Below are 17,672 nucleotides of genomic sequence, written 5' to 3'. Positions count from 1 at the left end.
CGGCTTACTCGAAGTTGTCCTGAACGAAACGGCTCAGCGCGCGTACGCCCCAGCCGGTTGCGCCCTTCGGGGCGTAGGATGTCTCGGAAGAGACCGAAGCCACACCGGCAATATCCAGGTGAATCCACGGCATATCTTCTTTTACGAACCGCTGCAGGAACTGCGCCGCCGTGATCGAACCCGCCGGGCGCCCGCCCACGTTCTTCATATCGGCGATCCGCGACTTCAGCTGTTTGTCATAGGCTTCGCCCAATGGCATGCGCCATGCGCCTTCGTCCTCGGCCCCCGCCGCTTTCAGGAAGGCATTGCAGAACGTGTCGTTGTTCGAAAATACGCCCGCGTTCTCATGCCCAAGGCCGATGATGATCGCTCCGGTCAGGGTGGCCAGATCGACCATGCCCACGGGCTTGAACCGCTCTTGCGCGTACCACATCACGTCGCACAAAACCAAACGGCCTTCGGCGTCGGTGTTGATGATTTCGACCGTGTCGCCCTTCATGGATTTGACCACATCGCCCGGACGGGTGGCGTTGCCTGAAGGCATGTTCTCAACCAATCCGACCAGACCGACAACGTTGGCCTTGGCCTTGCGTTTGGCCAGCGCGCGCATGGTGCCTGCAACGACGCCCGCGCCGCCCATATCCATAGTCATGTCTTCCATGCCACCCGCAGGTTTCAGCGAGATACCACCGGTGTCGAACACCACACCCTTACCGACCAAAGCCAGCGGCGCGTCATCTTTGTCGCCGCCATTCCATTGCATCACCACAACCTTCGAGGGGCTGACCGACCCCTGCCCCACGCTCAGCAGCGTACGCATTCCCAGCTTGGCCAGTTTGTCTTCTTCCAGCACTTCGACCTCAAGCCCTAGCGCCTTCATCTCGTCCAGCCGGTCGGCGAATTCGGTGGTGGTCAGGATATTCGCAGGCTCGTTGGTCAAATCGCGGGTCATAAGAACACCGTCGGCAACCGCGTAGAGCGGTGCAAACGCAGCCTCGATCTCATCTGCCTTCTGGTGGGTTATGATGACCGAACCGGATTCATCCGAATCCTTGGTCTTGTGCGCATCAAAATCATAGCTGCGCAGCGCGATGCCCATGGCCAGATCCTCGGCCTTGACCTGATTGCCTGACATCACCAGCAAGTCCTTGCTGCCCGCCAGCTTGGCCAAAGCGGCACCGGCCTTGCGGGCCTCGGCCGGTTCGGGACGGCGCGGCAAAACCAGAACGTCCAGCGCCTCGGCTGCCATTCCGGATGGCCACGCCATCGAGATCACGTCACCGGTTTTCACCTTTTCAAACCGCTCGCTTTCGACCAGCCGTGTCACAGCCCCGCGGGTCAGGCGGTTGGCGCGACGGGCGGCAGGGTTCATTTTGCCGTCGGACGGGATGATAATGGCCACGCGCCCTTCGGCCTGCGCCATCGCATCCATGTCGGGGTCCTGGAAACGGATCGGTACAAGACTGCTCATTGCGAACTCCTCAAAATCAGTTCCCCAAGACCTAGCCCGCGCCGCGCGGCTTGACCAGATAGCAGTTTTCCCCGGCCCGCATTTGGATTACAGTCCCGGAAAAAATCCGACAGGCTCGGGGGAGAAGGTTTTGGCAAGACAGAGCAGGCATAGGCCGTCGCGCACAATTGCGTGCAGCGGTGATTCTGGTCTGCACCCGACCAAAGGCTGTTTGCGCGTCTTTTCGGCAGGAGTTCCTTCGTGATCCTCGACCGCTACTTCGCCCGCCGATTCATTCAAAGTTTCCTGGTCATAGGCAGCATTTTCCTGACGCTGATGATTCTGATCGACTTGATCGAACAGGTGCGCCGCTTTGACGATGCAAACCTGTCCTTCGGTCAGCTGTTGCAGTTGACGTTGCTGAATACGCCTGCCGCGATCAGCGAAATGCTGCCGCTGCTGGTCATCCTCTCCACGATCGCATTGTTTATCGGTCTGGCCCGCAGTTCGGAACTGGTTGTGACCCGCGCCACTGGTCGTTCAGGCATCCGCGCCCTGTTGGCCCCTGTGGTGATCGCCCTGATCATCGGCGCACTGGCGGTTGGCATGCTGAACCCCATCGCAGCCGCCACGTCGGAAGAATACAAACAGCTTGCCGAATCCTACAAAAACAACGGCGGATCCACGCTGTCGATCAGCGCAGATGGTCTTTGGTTGCGGCAGGGATCGGCCGATGGCCAATCCGTGATCCACGCCCAAGACACATCTAACGGCGACAGGTTCACCCTTAATCAGGTGACGATCATTACCTTCGCCCCGGACGGCACACCGACCCAGCAGATCGTGGCCGACCAGGCCGATCTGGAGAACGGTACGTGGGTCCTGACCAATGCCAAAATCTGGGCGCTTGAAGGCGGTGTGAATCCGGAAACCCACGCCGTTGAACATGTCCGACTTGAGGTTCCCACATCGCTGACACGCCAGCGAATTCTGGACACGCTTGGCGATCAGGATTCCGTATCGGTCTATGACCTGCCGGAACTAATCCGCGACCTGCGCGAAGCCGGGTTTTCGACCAAGCAATATGAGGTCTGGTTGCAGGTCCAACTGGCTCGCCCTCTGTTTCTGATGTCGATGGTCCTGATCGGCGCGGCCTTCACTATGCGCCACGTGCGATTTGGCGGCACCGGGATCGCGGTTCTGACCGCCGTCCTGCTGGGCTTTGGTATCTACTTCATTCGCAACTTTGCCCAAATTCTGGGGGAAAACGGTCAATTGCCTATCTTAGTCGCGGCCTGGGCCCCGCCTTTCGCAGCCATTCTACTGTCCCTCGGCCTTTTGCTTCATGCGGAGGACGGCTGATGCGGCTTATTGCCAGTTTGTTTCTGTCCGGTGCAGTCGCACTGACCCTGCCCGTGGGCGCATTCGCGCAATCTCAACCCGCTGCCGGTGCTGCACAGGGTGCCACGCAAGAGGATCAGCCTGCCCTCCTGGTGGCCGACCGGATCTTTATCACACCCGAGCGTAATCTGGTGGCCGAGGGGAATGTCGAAGCCTTTCAGGGCGACGTCAAGGTCACGGCCACGCGCATCACCTATGACCGCGAAACCGGCAATCTGTCGCTGGAAGGCCCAGTGCGCATTGATCAGGGCGGGGCAACCACGTTGCTGGCTGATTCCGCCGAACTGGATGACGGGATCATGAACGGTCTGCTGATCGGTGCCCGCATGGTATTCGATCAGCAGGTTCAGATCGCCTCGGTTCAGGCTGCGCGCGCTGGGGGGCGTTATACACAGTTCAGCAAGGTTTCGGCCACGTCCTGCCATGTCTGCGCCAATGGCAAACCGCCGCTGTGGCAAATCCGCGCCCGCAAAGTCACGCATGACCAGTTGGAACGCCAATTGTATTTCGAAGGGGCGCAGTTCCGGATACTGGATTTCCCGGTTTTCTACTTCCCCTATCTGCGCCTGCCCGACCCGACACTGGACCGCGCGACAGGCTTCCTTGTTCCGTCGATTCGCACTACGTCGCAGCTGGGAACCGGCGTGCAGGTGCCGTATTTCTTTAAGCTTGGCGACCACAAGGACCTGACGCTAACCCCTTATATCTCGGGGAAAACAAGAACACTGGGCTATCGCTATCGCCAGGCATTCAAACGCGGCCGGATTGAGCTGAACGGCGCTTTCACCCGCGACGACCTGCAGGAAAACGAGGATCGGGGCTATCTCTTTGCCAACGGTTATTTCTTCCTGAACAACGACTTCCGCCTTTTGTTTGATGTGAAGACGACCTCGGATAACGCTTATCTCGCGGACTATGGCCTGCCTGATTTTGACCGGTTGCGCAGCGAAATCGCGCTTGAGCGGATCAAACGCGATACCGCCTTCCGCACCAGTTTTATCCACTACAAATCCCTGCGAGACAGCGAAAATGAGGAAGTGATCCCATCGCGGATCTTCGACCTGTATTTTCAGAAACGCTACTTCCCAACCTCTGTCGGCGGTGAAGTTCGCTTGGGCTTTGTGGCCCACAATCACACACGTACCAGCGATCAGGATATCGTTGGCCGCGATGTCGCGCGTGCCACGTTCGATGCGGACTGGATGCGCAGCTGGATTTTCGCATCGGGCCTCAGGGCTGATGCCCGGTTCGGGACATCGGTGGATATCTTTGACATCCGAGATGACAGCCAGTTTCCTGACCAGGTGACCCGCGCGGCCCCCCGCGCCGCACTCACGCTGCGTTATCCGATGACTCGTCGGGAAAAGTCAGGCGCCACGCAGGTGCTTGAACCCATCGCGCAAGTCGGTTGGACGAACGTGACAGATCAGGACGTTCCCAATGACGAAAGCACCTTTCAGGAATTCGACCAGGGGAACCTGTTGTCCCTGTCACGCTTTCCGGCCCCGGATCGTCGCGAAGACGGCGCGACGGCGGTGTTTGGGGTCAATTGGGCACGCTATGCCGCAAATGGCTGGCGCGCGCTTGCCACTGTCGGACAGGTCTTCCGCTCGACCGCTGACCCCAACTTCAACCTAACGTCGGGCCTACAGGGCACCGCCTCCGACGTGTTGTTGGCCGGTCAGTTGCAAACCGCCAATGGCTGGTCTTTGGCGGGTCGCGGCCTGTTAAATGGTGATTTCAGCTTTGCCAAGGCCGAGGTGCGCGCAGGCTGGAACAAGCCAAATGTCGGCCTAACCGGCAGTTATGTGTGGCAGGAAAAGGATCCGGCAGAAAATGCGAATGACGAGATATCCGAAATCTGGATGAATGGGCGTTACCTTGTTGACCAGAATTGGCTGACACAGGCCTATGCGCGCTATGACCTCAGCGAATCCGAACCGATCCGATATGGGTTGGGCGTTACCTACCAGAATGAGTGTGTAAAAGTTAACATGACCGTCAGCAGGCGATTTACCTCATCATCAAGTATTGAGCCTTCGACAGAATTCGGGTTTACCGTTGCCCTGACAGGTTACTCCGTCGAGGGTGGCGGCCAACAGTACAAGAGAAGATGCAGTTGATTTCACGTTTCTCGCGATTAGTCCGTTCCGGTTGGTTAAAACCGGTTGCACCGGCACTGGCTGCCGCTTTGCTGGCCCTGTCCACTGGTCACAGCCAGGCCCAGAGCCTGTTTTCACCTGCGATCAAGGTTAACCAGGACATTGTCACCTGGTACGAACTTCAGCAACGCCAGCAATTCCTGACCGTTCTGGGTGCTCCTGGCGCCACCGAGGACGAAGTCCGCGACGCGCTGATCGACGAACGACTTCGCAAACAGGCCATGCGCGACGCAGGAATCGAAGTTGCACCAGAAGATATTCAGGTGGGCATTGATGAATTCGCAGCCCGTGGCCGCCTTTCGACCGATGATTTCCTGCAATTGCTGGGCGAATCCGGCGTTTCCCCCGAAACCGTACGGGATTTCGTCGCTGATCAGCTGTCGTGGCGCGATTACGTCAGTTCGCGTTTTCTGTCGCAAGCCAGGCCGAGCGACGACGAGATCAACCGGGCTTTAGGACAGGCCGGGAGCGGCGGGCTTCAGGTTCTGTTGTCGGAAATAATCATTCCGGTCACGCCGCAGACCTTAGCCCAGGCCGAATTGCTGGCCGAAGAGATTGCTCAGGTTGAAGGTTTCGATGCGTTTTCTTCTGCCGCCACGCAGTATTCAGCTGCTGGCACACGCGATGACGGCGGGCGTCTGGAATGGCTGAACCTGACAGACTTGCCCCCTGCCCTGCAACCTGTGATTCTGGGTCTCAAATCAGGCGACATCACGCAGCCTTTGTCGTTGCCCAATGCCATCGCGCTGTTCCAGTTGCGCGGATTGCGCGAAGTAAGCTCCAGCACGCCGCGTTACTCCAAGATCGACTACGCGATTTACAACATGGCCGGCGGTCGCAGCGCCGAAACTCTGGCCAAGGCGGCCAAACTGCGCGAACAGATTGATAACTGCGACGACCTCTATGGCATCGCCAAGGATCAACCTGCCGGGGTACTGCAACGTGTCGAAGCCAGCCCGTCCGAGATCCCCCGCGACGTGGCGCTTGAGCTGTCCAAGCTGGACCTGAACGAAGTTTCCACGACGCTGACGGGAAACAACGGCCAGACTCTGAAGTTCCTGATGCTATGTACACGCACATTGGACCGGGGCGAAGACACCACGCGTGTGGATGTGGCCAACGCCCTGACGCAACAGCGTCTGCAGGCCTTTGCCGAAAGTCTGGTTGAACAGCTCCGCGCCGACGCGACGATTATCGAGCAATGACCGCGCCTATCGCGCTAAGCTGTGGCGATCCTGCTGGCATTGGCCCTGAAATCGCCGCCAAGGCATGGTCTGAACTGCGCGCGAACTGCCCGTTTTTCTATATCGGGGATGCGGCACATCTGCCCGCAGGCACGCCCACGCAGCGGATCAGCGATCCGGCGCAGGCCAATGATATCTGCGCGACTGCCCTACCTGTTCTGCAACTGAATTTTCCCGCGTCAAACGCAGCAGGCCAACCGGACCCGTCCAATGCGCCCAGTGTGATCGACGCAATCGAAACCTGTGTTTCCCTGGTTCAATCCGGTGCCGCATCGGCGCTGTGCACTGCACCGATCCACAAAAAGGCCCTGATCGACGGGGCCGGGTTCGCCTATCCCGGTCATACCGAATTTCTAGCCGCTCTAGCCGGGCGCAAACGCGTCGTGATGATGTTGGCCAGCGATCAGTTTCGCGTGGTGCCCGCAACGATCCACATCCCGCTGTCGCGCGTCCCATCCGAGCTTACCCCCGATCTGCTGCGCGAAACCATCGCCATTACCGCTGAAGGCCTGCGCAGACAGTTTGGTATCCCCCATCCCCGCATCGCCATTGCAGGCCTCAACCCGCATGCGGGCGAAGGCGGTAAAATGGGGCATGAAGAACTGGACTGGATCGCCCCTCTGATATCTGATTTGCCGGGCGATACCTGTACGGTTACCGGCCCACACCCGGCGGACACGATGTTCCACGCTGCCGCCCGCGCCCGATATGACGCCGCAATTGCCATGTATCACGATCAGGCACTGATCCCGATCAAGACGCTCGACTTCGACCGTGGCGTCAACGTGACCCTTGGCCTGCCTTTCATTCGCACCTCACCCGATCACGGCACGGCACTGGATATCGCCGGACAGGGCATAGCAAACCCCACCAGCCTGATCGAGGCGCTGAAACTAGCCCAACGGATGGCACAAAGCGCTTGATCCTTCACTTGGCTGAAAATATCCCCGCCGGAGGCAAAAAATCACTGGCGTTCCCCCCCGGACACGCGCCACGGTAATCGGATCATGAGTTCAATCGACACGCTTCCCCCTCTGCGCGAGGTTATCGCGACACATCAACTCTCGGCGCGTAAATCGCTGGGGCAGAACTTTCTGCTGGACCTCAACCTAACGGCCAAGATCGCACGGCAGGCGGGCGATCTGACGGAATGCGACGTGCTGGAAATCGGACCCGGCCCCGGTGGTCTGACCCGTGGCCTGTTATCCGAAGGTGCGCGCAAGGTCGTTGCGGTCGAAAAAGACACTCGCTGCATCGCTGCCCTGAACGACATCGCTGCTGCTTATCCGGGTCGTCTTGAGGTCATCAACGGCGACGCCTTGGAAATCGATCCGCTGGCGCATCTGACCCCGCCGATCCGCATCACGGCGAACCTGCCGTATAACGTTGGCACCGAATTACTGGTGCGCTGGCTGACCCCGCCCGAATGGCCGCCGTTCTGGCAAAGCCTGACGCTGATGTTCCAACGCGAAGTCGCTGAACGCATCGTTGCCCAACCCGGAGGCAAAGCCTATGGCCGCCTTGCGATCCTTGCCCAATGGCGGGCCGAGGCGCGCATTGCGATGTCCCTGCCGCCCGGGGCTTTCACGCCGCCACCAAAGGTCTCAAGCGCTGTTGTGCACCTGACGGCCCTGCCCGAACCGCGCTATCCGGCGGATGCCCGGGTTTTGTCGCGCGTCGTGGCCGCAGCCTTCAACCAGCGTCGCAAGATGCTGCGCGCATCGCTAAAAGGCGTGACGCCGGATATCGAGGACCGCCTGCTCGCGGCTGGGATTCAACCAACAGAGCGCGCCGAACAAGTCCCGCTCGAAGCGTTCTGCGCGCTGGCCCGAGAAGTTCAGAAAAGCTAATACCCAAAGAAAAAGCCCCGGAGCAAACTCCGGGGCTTTTTTTGAACGATAAGGCGGAAATTACTCAGCCGCTTCCGGTGCATCACCGTTGCTTGTCGGCGCGTCCTCTGCCCCCTCTGGCGCGGGCTTTGGCTTACGCGTACGCGGGCGACGCGGTGCTTTTTCTTTTTTCGCCGGTGCTTCGGCAGCCGCCGCAGCAGCAGCATCCTTGCTCTCCGGGGTCTCAACCAAACCGGATTCCGGGGTGGCTGCCTCGGGTGTGAAATCCATCACGTCCGGTTGCGGCGCTTCGGCCGGGTCCGACTGACGGGCGGCAGCTTCGCGCTCCTGGCGCTCGGCGCGTTCACGATCCCGCTCTGCTTGACGCTCGCGGTTCTGGCGGTCTTGCTCTTCGCGTCGCGCTTCCATTTCGCGCTGTGCCTCGCTCAGCAGACGCAGATAGTGTTCTGCGTGCTGCTGAAAGTTCTCAGCGGCCACACGGTCATTGGACAGTTGGGCGTCGCGCGCCAACTGATTATATTTGTCGATAATCTGCTGGGGCGTACCGCGCACCTTGCCTTCGGGACCCGAGCTGTCAAAAACCCGGTTTACGACATTGCCCCCAGAAGGACGGTTGCGGTTATTCTTGACCCGAGAGCGGGATTTGGAAGATCTCATTTACTTTACGTCAGCCTTGTCATTCGCTGTCGATCATCTCGCATCCTGCACTGCTCAAAAGCTTAGCTGTGACGCGATGTCGACTATTTTGGGCTTGGCGTCCGGGGCCCGCTGAACCAGCGTCAGCCCTCCGACTGGTGATGAGTAAACACGTCCTGTGCGTACAGACAAGGGGGTTGTCCAAAAATTCGCAGCTTTTTTACATTAATCGGCGTATTTCGGCCTCAGGTCGCCGCATTAATGCGGCATTTTGGCAAAAACGACGCGATCGCGGCCGTCCAGATCGGGAACGATCCGTGTGGCTGTCAAACCCGCCGACTCGAACAAAGCCGCGACGTTTTGCCCCTGTGTTGGCCCGATTTCCACCAGCAGACGACCGCCCGGTAGCAGATAGTCCGGCGCACCCGCCGCGATACGGCGATAAGCGCCCAGCCCGTCCCCTTCGTCCGTCAACGCCATGCGCGGTTCATGCACGCGTACTTCTGGTGAAAGGTCGGCCATTTCTTGTAGTGAAATGTAGGGCGGGTTCGAAACGATCAGATCAAACTGGCCGTCAATATTCTGAAACCAGTCCGATTGCAGGATTTCCACCCGGCTCTGTACCTGATGTTGCACTGCATTTGCACTGGCCTGCAGGCAGGCGGCCTCGCTCAGGTCCGAACCCACGCCTGAGGCGCTGGCCCGTTCAGCCAGCAACGTGATCAGAATACAACCTGAGCCTACACCGAGATCCAAAACATGATCGAACGGTTCACTGAGCGCGGCTTCGATCAGCGCTTCGGTTTCCGGCCGTGGGTCCAGCACATCGCGACTGACGCGGAACCGTCTGCCATAAAACTCGCGCTCGCCCAACAGGTGTGACACCGGAACACGCACCGCACGCAGCGAGATCAACTGATCATAGCGCTCTGCAACCTCAGGAGACAGCTCTTCGGGCGCAATCAGAGTGACCCGGCTGGCTTCGATCCGCGCCGCATGGGCAAGCAGAACCCGCGCATCCCGCGCCGGGTCTGCCACGCCAGCTGCCCGCAATCGCGCCGTGGCTGCGACCATCGCCTGTGCTGCTGTCAACGCGGCGATCATTGCGCCATATCGGCCAGCAGCCGCGCCTGATCGTCAGCTGTCAACGCGTCGATCACTTCGTCCAGATCGCCCTGCATCACCTGATCCAGCTTATAAAGCGTCAGATTGATGCGGTGATCGGTCATGCGCCCCTGCGGGAAATTGTAGGTTCTGATCCGTTCGGATCGATCCCCCGACCCCACCTGGCTAGCCCGGTCCGCCGAACGTTCACTGTCGATCCGCTGGCGTTCCTGATCATACAGCCGGGTTTTGAGCACCTGCATCGCAATCTCGCGGTTGCGGTGTTGCGATTTCTCCGAGCTTGTTACAACGATCCCCGTCGGCAGGTGGGTAATCCGAACCGCCGAGTCGGTTGTGTTCACGTGCTGCCCCCCCGCGCCTGAACTGCGCATGGTGTCGATGCGAATATCATTGGCGTCGATCTGGATATCCACATCCTCGGCCTCGGGCAAAACCGCGACCGTCGCAGCGGAAGTATGAATGCGCCCGCCGCTTTCCGTTTCCGGCACGCGTTGCACCCGGTGCACGCCGGATTCGTATTTCATCCGGGCAAACACGTTCTCACCCTTGATGTGGGCCACGACCTCTTTGATCCCACCCAGGTCCGAGGCCTGTTCTTCGATGATCTCAAACTTCCATCCCCGCGCTTCGGAATAGCGCTGGTACATGCGCAGAAGGTCCCCGGCGAACAGCGCGGCCTCATCGCCGCCAGTTCCGGGGCGGATTTCCAGCATCGCCGGACGCGCATCCGCCGCATCACGGGGCAACAACGCAAGCTGCAAGGCGTGTTCGGATTCGGGGATGCGGGTCTTCAACGCCGGAATTTCTTCTTCCGCCAGTTCTTTCATGTCTGGGTCGGCCAGCATCGCCTCGGCCTCGGCCAGATCGGCGACCAGCTGACGCCACGCCATGATCTGATCTACAACCGGTTTGAGGTCGGAATACTCTTTGGCCAAGGCCGCAATATCCCCACCCGAGGCACCATCTGCCATGGCCGCTTCGAGGTACTGGAATCGCTGGGTTATCTGTTCAAGTCGTTCTTCGGGGATCATCCCGGCGGTGTCTATCAATCCGGGGCTTTGGTCAAGGCCCGTCCGTGTGCTAGGTTATTGCCCATGAAACGGTTGATACTGGTTTTAATGTTGTTCGTAACACCCGCCCTGGCCGATGTGGTCGGCCCCGGCGGCAAGGTTCAGGACTGCTATTGCACCGACAAATCGGGAACCCGCGTCGAACTGGGCGAGATGATCTGCCTGCAGGTCGACGGCCGCATGTTCATGGCGCAATGCCAGATGTCTCTGAACGTACCGATGTGGCGCGAGGTGCAGGAGGGGTGCTTGTCGTCGAGGTTAAGCATTTGGCCTGACCCTTCTGATCCAAAAGCAAGCCACATTTCAGGTTAGTCGCTTACAAGTCTTCCCAACGGCTTAACTTGTGCTTTTTGCGGCTCCGCCAAATTCCGAATTCGCAAAATAGAGCCATACCTACGCCAAACAATATTGACGCAAAAAGCAGCCCAGAAATTCTACATTGTGCCGCAGTGCTTACAATGTACATGCCCAGCCCCCAACCAGCGCCAAAGAAGAGCAAGGCATAAATCACGCGCGAGGCTCTGCTTCTATAAACGAACGGCCTCGGCTCAAAGCCAACACGCCTTAAAACGCGAATGTCTGGAGGTAATTTTCCAGGTTTTTGCCAGCCAGCAACTTCCAATTCCGCGATCGAAAGTTGGAACCTTCTCTCGTAGTCATTCATACTACTTATCTGGGCATTTTAGCGCCCATTTTCAACCTATTGCAGTACAGCCAACCACTCATCAACCCGGGCCTTGTTCACCCCAAGATCTGATTCTCCAAATCTGAGGCGCGCGTAGATGCGCAAGACATCTCCGTCCTGCTGCACGGTCGTATAGTCCGGAAAGCCGACGGTTTTGGTGCGGGTGATATAGGTAATCATCCCTTCGTCAACCGAACCGGCCAACACACTGGTGCGGGGTGCCACGCGCGCGATGGCGTCAAAGCGAGCCAGACCTTCGGGGCCGGTTTCAACAACTCGGAGCACGCCCCCTTCAAGGTCGCGATCCACTTCGGCTTCGGGGGCCACGTGCCACTCTCCGGGGTCAGAAGGCGCCAGTCGGATATAGGCCGCCAACACAGCCACCGAAGCTACAATCAAACCACAAATCAGCCACAACATCGTTTTCATTGTCCCAAACCCATTTTTTCCGGGACACTACTTGCATCGCCTGGGCAGGCAAGGCGCAAGGCGAACTATCGTGACGTCACTCCGGGTAGGATGCACAGCAGCTCGAACAGCAGGTTTGCCGCCGTCAACGCCGTGTTGCCGCTGGGATCATAAGGCGGGGACACTTCGACCAGATCGCACCCGACCACGTTCACGCCCGCCAGCGCATGGATCAGTTGCAGCGCTTGCGGCGTGGTCAGCCCTCCGATCTCGGGCGTGCCGGTGCCGGGGGCGTAAGCTGGGTCCAGGCTGTCGATGTCATAGGTGATATAAACCGGGTGGTCGCCGATCGTTTTCCGGATTTGCGAGCCGATCTCGGTCAGGTTCTGCTGCCACAGCTCCCACGCCGGGAATTGGCGAAAGCCCCAGTCCCGCGCCTCAGTAAAGTCGCTGGCCGCGTAACCCGAACCCCGGATACCGATCTGAAAGGTCTTGTCCGGGACGATCAGCTTTTCCTCATAGGCGCGGCGGAAGACGGTGCCGTGGGTTTCACGCTCGCCAAACATCTCTTCATTCACGTCGGCATGAGCATCCACATGCACCAGGGCGACCGGCCCGTGCTTGGCCGCAATGGCGCGCAAAATCGGCAGCGTGATCGAATGGTCGCCGCCCATCGCAACGGGGATCACCGCCTGATCGAGAATTGAATCGTAGCTTTCCTTGATGATCTTCAGGCTGTCGGCCAGCGAGAACGTATTGATCGCCAGATCCCCGATATCCGCGATCTGCAGGCTGTCGAACGGAGCGGCCGAATTGGCCATGTTATAGGGCCGGATCATCGCACTTTCGCTGCGGATCTGTTTCGGTCCAAACCGCGTACCGGACCGCCAAGAAGCGCCGATGTCCATCGGGATACCCAGCACGGCCACATCCAGACCCGCCAGCGAGTCTACCTGCGGCAACCGCATGAATGTGTTCGGCCCCGAAAACCGCGCCAGATCATTGCCACTGATCGGTTGGTTAAAGTCTGTCATGCCCGTATTTCTCCCGTCCGGCTTTTGGTTAATCAAATACCGGAAAGATGGCTAACCAAAGGTTAATCCTGCACCAGCTTGTTCCACCCCAGCAGGCAAATGATCTGAGTCGCCACATGAGCACCTGCAATGGCCGTGGCACCTGACGTGTCGTAGGGCGGCGACACTTCGACCACGTCCCCGCCTTTGATGTTAATCCCGGCAATGTCGCGCAGGATGATCTGCGCCTGAATGGAACTCAGTCCGCCCCAAACGGGCGTGCCGGTGCCGGGGGCAAAGGCCGGGTCCAGGCCGTCGATGTCAAAGCTCAGATAGACCGGGCTGTCGCCCAAAATACCTTTGATCTTTTTCGCCACGGCGGCGGGGCCGGATTCGTAGACTTCGCGCGCGTCGATGATGTTGACGCCCAGAGTATCCTCGTTGGTCGTGCGGATACCAACCTGAACCGAGCGTTTCGGGTCCACGATGCCGGATTTCACCGCCTTGTAGAACATCGTCCCGTGATCCACGCGGGACATGTCGTCATCGGCCCAGGTATCGGTATGCGCATCGAATTGCAGCAGAGACACCGGCCCGTATTTCTCGGCATATGCCTTGAGGATCGGGAAGCTGATATAGTGGTCCCCGCCTAACGTGACCGAAGACACATCAGCGGCCAAAATAGTGCGGATGTGGTCGGTCAGTGTGTCGGGAAAGGCCGGGATATTGGCGTAATCATAGGCCATGTCGCCATAATCCACGATCGCCAACTCGCTGAGCGCATCGAACGGCCACCCGTATGGGGCATCCGGAGATTGAAGCGCACTGGCCTCTCGGATTGCTCGCGGCCCCAGACGGGTACCGGGACGGTTCGTCACCGCCTGATCAAAGGGTACGCCTGTGACAGCGATATCCACTCCTTTCAGATCTTTGGTATACAGACGGCGCAGGAACGATGTCGCACCGCCAAAGGTGTTCTCGTTGGACAACCCCTTAAGATCAGGATTGGTGAATGCCTCGTCCACCTGGTTCTTTGCGTCTTCCAGTGCCATGTCTTCCCCCCGTCAGCCCAGCGGCTGCGCCTTTTCGACGATCCGTGCAAAGAACGATGCGCCGACCGGCGCGATCTCGTCGTTGAAATTGTATTTCGGATGGTGCAGTCCGGCGCTCTCGCCCTGCCCCAGAAACAGATAAGCGCCGGGGCGCGATTGCAGCATGTACGAGAAATCCTCGGCCCCCATTTCGCGCCCCATGTTGCCGACCACACGCTCGGCCCCGGACACGTCGCGGGCCACCTCGGCGGCAAATCCGGCCTTTTCGCCATCGTTGATCGTGGCTGGGTAGTTCTTCTCGTAATCCAGCCGCGCCTCGACTCCGTATGAGGTCGCCTGCCCCTGTACGATTTGCTCCATCCTCTCGATCACCATCTGCTGAACGTTTGGGTCGAATGTCCGGACTGTACCGTTGATGAAGGCCGTATCGGGGATCACGTTGTTCACCGTCCCGGTGTGGATTTGCGTGACCGAGACGACCAGGTCGTCCAGCGCATAGTTGTTGCGGCTGACAATCGTCTGGATCGCCTGCGCGATACCACAAGCCGCCATCACCGGGTCGCGGGCTTCATGCGGCATGGCCCCGTGACCACCAACGCCCTGAATATGAATCTCGAACGTATCCACCGCCGCCATGATCGGCCCCGGAGTGGTGTGAAATGCGCCTATGGGCAGGTTCGGCGCATTATGCAGCGCGTAGACCTGAGAGATGTCGAACCGATCCATGATGCCCTCTTCGACCATGACACCGGCACCACCGCCCTCTTCTTCGGCTGGCTGAAAGATCAGCGCGACACGGCCGCGAAAATTCCGTGTCTCGGCCAGATAGCGCGCCGCGCCAAGCAGCATCGTGGTGTGCCCGTCATGACCGCAGGCGTGCATCTTGCCCGGATTGGTCGAGGCGTATTCGACACCCGTTTCCTCGGGGATCGGCAGCGCGTCCATATCGGCCCGCAGACCAATCGTAGGCCCCTCACCCCGCCCACTGATGATCGCGACGATCCCGGTCTTGGCAATACCTTCGTGCAGCTCGTCCACTCCGAATTCGCGCAGACGGTCCGCAACAAATGCCGCCGTTTCATAGCATTCGAACTCAAGCTCGGGGATCGAATGCAAGTGTTTGCGCCATGCGGCCATATCGGCTGAGTAATCGGCAATTCGGTTGACGACGGGCATCTGGGGTGGACTCCTGATCGGGACTGCGGAATGGATGCATCTGACACCGGAACGAAAGGGTTCGCAATGGCCGAAAATCCTCTGATCCACGACAGCGAAGCGGGTATCGAGCGCCTGCTGGAAATCATGCGCCGCCTGCGTGACCCGCAAACGGGCTGCCCGTGGGATATCGAACAGGATTTTGCCACCATCGCCCCCTACACGATCGAAGAGGCCTATGAGGTCGCCGATGCCATCGAGCGCGAAGCCTATGATGAGCTGAAAGGTGAGCTGGGCGACCTGCTGTTCCAGTCGGTTTTTCACGCACAAATGGCCGAAGAAGCCGGGCATTTCACCTTTCAGGACGTGGTGCGGACCATGTCGGACAAGATGGTCGACCGTCACCCGCATGTATTTGGCGATGAATCCCGCGATAAATCAGCGGACCAGCAGACTGTGGATTGGGAAACCATCAAGGCGGCAGAGCGCGCGGGCAAGGAACAGAAAGGCGCGCTGGATGGTGTCGCGGCCAACCTGCCTGCCCTGTTGCGCGCGCACAAGCTGCAGAAACGCGCGGCCCGCGTGGGATTCGACTGGCCCGATGCCAGCCATGTGTTGGCCAAAATCACGGAAGAGGCTGCAGAGCTGGAGGAGGCGCGCAATGCCAAGGACGCCGACGCGCTGGAGGATGAATTCGGCGATCTGCTGTTCGTGATGGTCAATCTGGGCCGTCATCTGGGCATCGAGCCTGAGGCCGCCCTGCGCCGCACCAACGCCAAGTTCACACGCCGGTTTGAGCAGGTCGAGGCGCGGCTGGCTGCGCGCGGGAAAACACCATCTCAAAGCGATCTCGAAGAAATGGATGCGCTATGGGACGAGGTCAAAATTGAAGAGCACCGCGCCAATGGCAAACTCCCGCCGGTAAGTGCGACGACCGAGGTCTGAAACCGCTGGACAAGCGTGGTGACACTTGCGAGTGTCCGCGCTTCAATACCCGGGAGGCAAAGCATGGCACCGCGCAAGATCATCATCGACACCGATCCCGGGCAGGACGACGCAGTCGCCATCTTGCTGGCATTGGCAAGCCCGGAAGAGATTGATGTTCTGGGCATTACCGCCGTTGCCGGGAACGTGCCGCTGGAACTGACGGCCAAGAATGCGCGGATCGTCTGTGAACTGGCCGGCCAAACGCATATCCCTGTTTATGCCGGGTGTGACCGCCCGCTAAACCGCCCTCTGGTCACTGCGGAACATGTGCACGGCAAGACCGGCCTAGACGGTCCCGTCCTGCCTGATCCGGAAATGCCACTGGCCGACGGGCACGCGGTCGACTTCATCATCGACACCCTGCTCGCACATGAGCCGGGAACCGTCACACTTTGCCCGCTCGGCCCGCTGACGAATATCGCATCCGCCTTTCAAAAGGCGCCAGATATTGTCGACCGGGTCCAGGAAATCGTTCTGATGGGCGGGGCCTATTTTGAGGTCGGCAACATCACTCCGGCGGCGGAATTCAACATCTATGTTGACCCGGAAGCCGCTGATATCGTGTTCAAATCCGGCGTTCATGTCGTCGTTATGCCGCTAGACGTGACCCACGATGCGCTGGTCACGAAACATCGCAATGACGCCTTCCGCGCCCTCGACAGTAAGGTCGGGCACGCCGTGGCCGAGATGACGGATTTCTTCGAACGTTTCGATATAGAGAAATACGGCTCGGAAGGCGCGCCGCTGCACGACCCGTGCGTGACCGCCTATCTGATCCGGCCCGAACTGTTTTCTGGCCGACACATCAATGTTCAGATCGAAACGAAGTCCGAACTGACGATGGGTATGACCGTCGCTGATTGGTGGCGCGTGACAGACCATCCGCCCAACGCGATGTTCATTGGGGAAATCGACGCTGACGGCTTCTTTGCCCTGCTGACCGAACGGCTGGCCCGGCTATGAGCGCCGCACTTCGCCTTGCGCGCCCCGAAGATCTGGACCGCCTGATGAGCCTCGTAACTGCGTTCCACACCGAAGCCGGGATCGCGCAGGACATGGACCAGACCCGCAATGCTCTGACCCCCTTGCTAGAGGGTATTCCCCACGGTTGCGTCTATCTGATCGGTCCAGGACGTGCGCCGCTGGGCTATGCCATCCTGACGTTCGGCTGGTCGGTCGAGTTCGGCGGCATGGACGGTTTCATAGACGAAATCTACATCCGCCCGGCCGTGCGCGGCCGTGGCATCGCCACCGAAGTGCTGCTGGACCTGCCCAAGGCTCTGGCCGAGGCCGGTCTGACCGCCCTTCACCTGGAAGTCGATCGCACAAACGAGGCCGCGCATAAGCTGTACTTGCGCACTGGCTTCCAACCGCGCGATCGCTATTTCTTGATGAGCCGAAAGCTCTAAAACGGTCAGATACTTACGGGCGTCG

At 59.4% G+C, this 17,672-nt stretch carries 18 protein-coding genes; 9 read left to right on the top strand and 9 right to left on the bottom strand.

All coding sequences use genetic code 11. The features are described from left to right. Window positions 1-4: 4 nt before the first annotated feature. Window positions 5-1,471 carry a leucyl aminopeptidase gene (locus tag AC2FLA_RS08580; RefSeq protein ID WP_496721652.1) on the bottom strand — a complete coding sequence of 489 codons (1,467 nt, stop codon included), beginning with the start codon at window positions 1,469-1,471 and terminating at the stop codon, window positions 5-7. A 240-nt stretch (window positions 1,472-1,711) separates the two neighbouring features. On the opposite strand from AC2FLA_RS08580, the gene lptG reads away from it, so the two are divergent. The 5 genes from lptG (at window position 1,712) to rsmA (ending at window position 8,107) form a co-directional block, all read left to right on the top strand. Next, window positions 1,712-2,812 (top strand): LPS export ABC transporter permease LptG, encoded by a 1,101-nt coding sequence (lptG, locus tag AC2FLA_RS08575; protein WP_109311707.1) that lies wholly within the window; start codon window positions 1,712-1,714, stop codon window positions 2,810-2,812. Next, window positions 2,812-4,974 carry an LPS-assembly protein LptD gene (locus AC2FLA_RS08570; RefSeq protein ID WP_496721651.1) on the top strand — a complete coding sequence of 721 codons (2,163 nt, stop codon included), beginning with the start codon at window positions 2,812-2,814 and terminating at the stop codon, window positions 4,972-4,974. Before lptG ends, AC2FLA_RS08570 begins: the two co-directional genes overlap by 1 nt. Then, window positions 4,965-6,218, top strand: a complete 1,254-nt coding sequence (locus AC2FLA_RS08565; protein ID WP_496721650.1) for a peptidylprolyl isomerase — start codon at window positions 4,965-4,967, stop codon at window positions 6,216-6,218. Before AC2FLA_RS08570 ends, AC2FLA_RS08565 begins: the two co-directional genes overlap by 10 nt. Beyond that, window positions 6,215-7,180: a 4-hydroxythreonine-4-phosphate dehydrogenase PdxA gene (pdxA, locus tag AC2FLA_RS08560; RefSeq protein ID WP_496721649.1), complete on the top strand. Its 966-nt coding sequence runs from the start codon at window positions 6,215-6,217 to the stop codon at window positions 7,178-7,180. Before AC2FLA_RS08565 ends, pdxA begins: the two co-directional genes overlap by 4 nt. A gap of 84 nt (window positions 7,181-7,264) precedes the next feature. Continuing rightward, window positions 7,265-8,107, top strand: a complete 843-nt coding sequence (gene rsmA, locus AC2FLA_RS08555; RefSeq protein WP_496721648.1) for a 16S rRNA (adenine(1518)-N(6)/adenine(1519)-N(6))-dimethyltransferase RsmA — start codon at window positions 7,265-7,267, stop codon at window positions 8,105-8,107. A gap of 60 nt (window positions 8,108-8,167) precedes the next feature. Here rsmA and AC2FLA_RS08550 read toward each other — a convergent pair whose 3' ends face one another. From AC2FLA_RS08550 to prfA, 3 genes are all read right to left on the bottom strand, one after another. Then, window positions 8,168-8,764: a DUF4167 domain-containing protein gene (locus AC2FLA_RS08550; protein WP_496721647.1), complete on the bottom strand. Its 597-nt coding sequence runs from the start codon at window positions 8,762-8,764 to the stop codon at window positions 8,168-8,170. A gap of 237 nt (window positions 8,765-9,001) precedes the next feature. After that, window positions 9,002-9,847 carry a peptide chain release factor N(5)-glutamine methyltransferase gene (gene prmC / locus AC2FLA_RS08545; protein WP_496721646.1) on the bottom strand — a complete coding sequence of 282 codons (846 nt, stop codon included), beginning with the start codon at window positions 9,845-9,847 and terminating at the stop codon, window positions 9,002-9,004. Next, complete coding sequence (gene prfA / locus AC2FLA_RS08540; RefSeq protein WP_058277596.1) at window positions 9,844-10,899, bottom strand: peptide chain release factor 1; 1,056 nt, start codon at window positions 10,897-10,899, stop codon at window positions 9,844-9,846. Before prfA ends, prmC begins: the two co-directional genes overlap by 4 nt. Window positions 10,900-10,962: 63 nt before the next feature. Here prfA and AC2FLA_RS08535 point away from each other — a divergent pair, with 63 nt between their 5' ends. After that, complete coding sequence (locus AC2FLA_RS08535; RefSeq protein WP_496721645.1) at window positions 10,963-11,250, top strand: hypothetical protein; 288 nt, start codon at window positions 10,963-10,965, stop codon at window positions 11,248-11,250. Between the two features lie 4 nt (window positions 11,251-11,254). On the opposite strand, the gene AC2FLA_RS08530 is transcribed toward AC2FLA_RS08535, so the two are convergent. The 5 genes from AC2FLA_RS08530 to AC2FLA_RS08510 all read right to left on the bottom strand — a co-directional run bounded on the left by AC2FLA_RS08530 (window position 11,255) and on the right by AC2FLA_RS08510 (window position 15,272). Continuing rightward, window positions 11,255-11,602: a DUF6404 family protein gene (locus AC2FLA_RS08530; protein ID WP_496721644.1), complete on the bottom strand. Its 348-nt coding sequence runs from the start codon at window positions 11,600-11,602 to the stop codon at window positions 11,255-11,257. Between the two features lie 36 nt (window positions 11,603-11,638). Further along, window positions 11,639-12,052, bottom strand: coding sequence for a DUF1499 domain-containing protein (locus AC2FLA_RS08525; RefSeq protein ID WP_496721643.1), 414 nt, complete (start codon window positions 12,050-12,052; stop codon window positions 11,639-11,641). Window positions 12,053-12,117: 65 nt separating this feature from the next. After that, a complete protein-coding gene (gene speB / locus AC2FLA_RS08520; RefSeq protein WP_496721642.1) occupies window positions 12,118-13,065 on the bottom strand; it encodes an agmatinase in 948 nt (315 codons plus the stop codon). Window positions 13,066-13,127: 62 nt separating this feature from the next. Next, window positions 13,128-14,096 (bottom strand): agmatinase, encoded by a 969-nt coding sequence (gene speB / locus AC2FLA_RS08515; RefSeq protein WP_496721641.1) that lies wholly within the window; start codon window positions 14,094-14,096, stop codon window positions 13,128-13,130. A gap of 12 nt (window positions 14,097-14,108) precedes the next feature. Continuing rightward, window positions 14,109-15,272 (bottom strand): M20 aminoacylase family protein, encoded by a 1,164-nt coding sequence (locus AC2FLA_RS08510; protein ID WP_496721640.1) that lies wholly within the window; start codon window positions 15,270-15,272, stop codon window positions 14,109-14,111. Between the two features lie 66 nt (window positions 15,273-15,338). Here AC2FLA_RS08510 and mazG point away from each other — a divergent pair, with 66 nt between their 5' ends. The 3 genes from mazG to AC2FLA_RS08495 all read left to right on the top strand — a co-directional run bounded on the left by mazG (window position 15,339) and on the right by AC2FLA_RS08495 (window position 17,647). Then, complete coding sequence (gene mazG, locus AC2FLA_RS08505; protein WP_496721868.1) at window positions 15,339-16,196, top strand: nucleoside triphosphate pyrophosphohydrolase; 858 nt, start codon at window positions 15,339-15,341, stop codon at window positions 16,194-16,196. A 63-nt stretch (window positions 16,197-16,259) separates the two neighbouring features. Continuing rightward, on the top strand, window positions 16,260-17,201 hold the full coding sequence (locus AC2FLA_RS08500) for a nucleoside hydrolase (protein WP_496721639.1): 942 nt from the start codon (window positions 16,260-16,262) through the stop codon (window positions 17,199-17,201). Next, a complete protein-coding gene (locus tag AC2FLA_RS08495; RefSeq protein ID WP_496721638.1) occupies window positions 17,198-17,647 on the top strand; it encodes a GNAT family N-acetyltransferase in 450 nt (149 codons plus the stop codon). The genes AC2FLA_RS08500 and AC2FLA_RS08495 overlap by 4 nt, the downstream gene beginning before the upstream one ends. Window positions 17,648-17,672: the final 25 nt, after the last annotated feature.

Source organism: Ruegeria sp. CDSA033, assembly GCF_059612305.1.
The sequence above is the reverse complement of the archived record's forward strand: the minus strand, read 5'-3'. Positions and strand labels throughout refer to the sequence as shown.

Coding starts and splice junctions, on each gene's coding strand:
- AC2FLA_RS08570 (WP_496721651.1), top strand. CDS start 2,812: ATGCGGCTTATTGCCAGTTTGTTTCTGTCCGGTGCAGTCGCACTGACC.
- AC2FLA_RS08535 (WP_496721645.1), top strand. CDS start 10,963: ATGAAACGGTTGATACTGGTTTTAATGTTGTTCGTAACACCCGCCCTG.
- pdxA (WP_496721649.1), top strand. CDS start 6,215: ATGACCGCGCCTATCGCGCTAAGCTGTGGCGATCCTGCTGGCATTGGC.
- AC2FLA_RS08500 (WP_496721639.1), top strand. CDS start 16,260: ATGGCACCGCGCAAGATCATCATCGACACCGATCCCGGGCAGGACGAC.
- AC2FLA_RS08565 (WP_496721650.1), top strand. CDS start 4,965: ATGCAGTTGATTTCACGTTTCTCGCGATTAGTCCGTTCCGGTTGGTTA.
- AC2FLA_RS08495 (WP_496721638.1), top strand. CDS start 17,198: ATGAGCGCCGCACTTCGCCTTGCGCGCCCCGAAGATCTGGACCGCCTG.
- AC2FLA_RS08525 (WP_496721643.1), bottom strand. CDS start 12,052: ATGAAAACGATGTTGTGGCTGATTTGTGGTTTGATTGTAGCTTCGGTG.
- prmC (WP_496721646.1), bottom strand. CDS start 9,847: ATGATCGCCGCGTTGACAGCAGCACAGGCGATGGTCGCAGCCACGGCG.
- AC2FLA_RS08550 (WP_496721647.1), bottom strand. CDS start 8,764: ATGAGATCTTCCAAATCCCGCTCTCGGGTCAAGAATAACCGCAACCGT.
- AC2FLA_RS08530 (WP_496721644.1), bottom strand. CDS start 11,602: ATGAATGACTACGAGAGAAGGTTCCAACTTTCGATCGCGGAATTGGAA.
- AC2FLA_RS08510 (WP_496721640.1), bottom strand. CDS start 15,272: ATGCCCGTCGTCAACCGAATTGCCGATTACTCAGCCGATATGGCCGCA.
- mazG (WP_496721868.1), top strand. CDS start 15,339: ATGGCCGAAAATCCTCTGATCCACGACAGCGAAGCGGGTATCGAGCGC.
- AC2FLA_RS08580 (WP_496721652.1), bottom strand. CDS start 1,471: ATGAGCAGTCTTGTACCGATCCGTTTCCAGGACCCCGACATGGATGCG.
- rsmA (WP_496721648.1), top strand. CDS start 7,265: ATGAGTTCAATCGACACGCTTCCCCCTCTGCGCGAGGTTATCGCGACA.
- speB (WP_496721642.1), bottom strand. CDS start 13,065: ATGACAGACTTTAACCAACCGATCAGTGGCAATGATCTGGCGCGGTTT.
- speB (WP_496721641.1), bottom strand. CDS start 14,096: ATGGCACTGGAAGACGCAAAGAACCAGGTGGACGAGGCATTCACCAAT.
- prfA (WP_058277596.1), bottom strand. CDS start 10,899: ATGATCCCCGAAGAACGACTTGAACAGATAACCCAGCGATTCCAGTAC.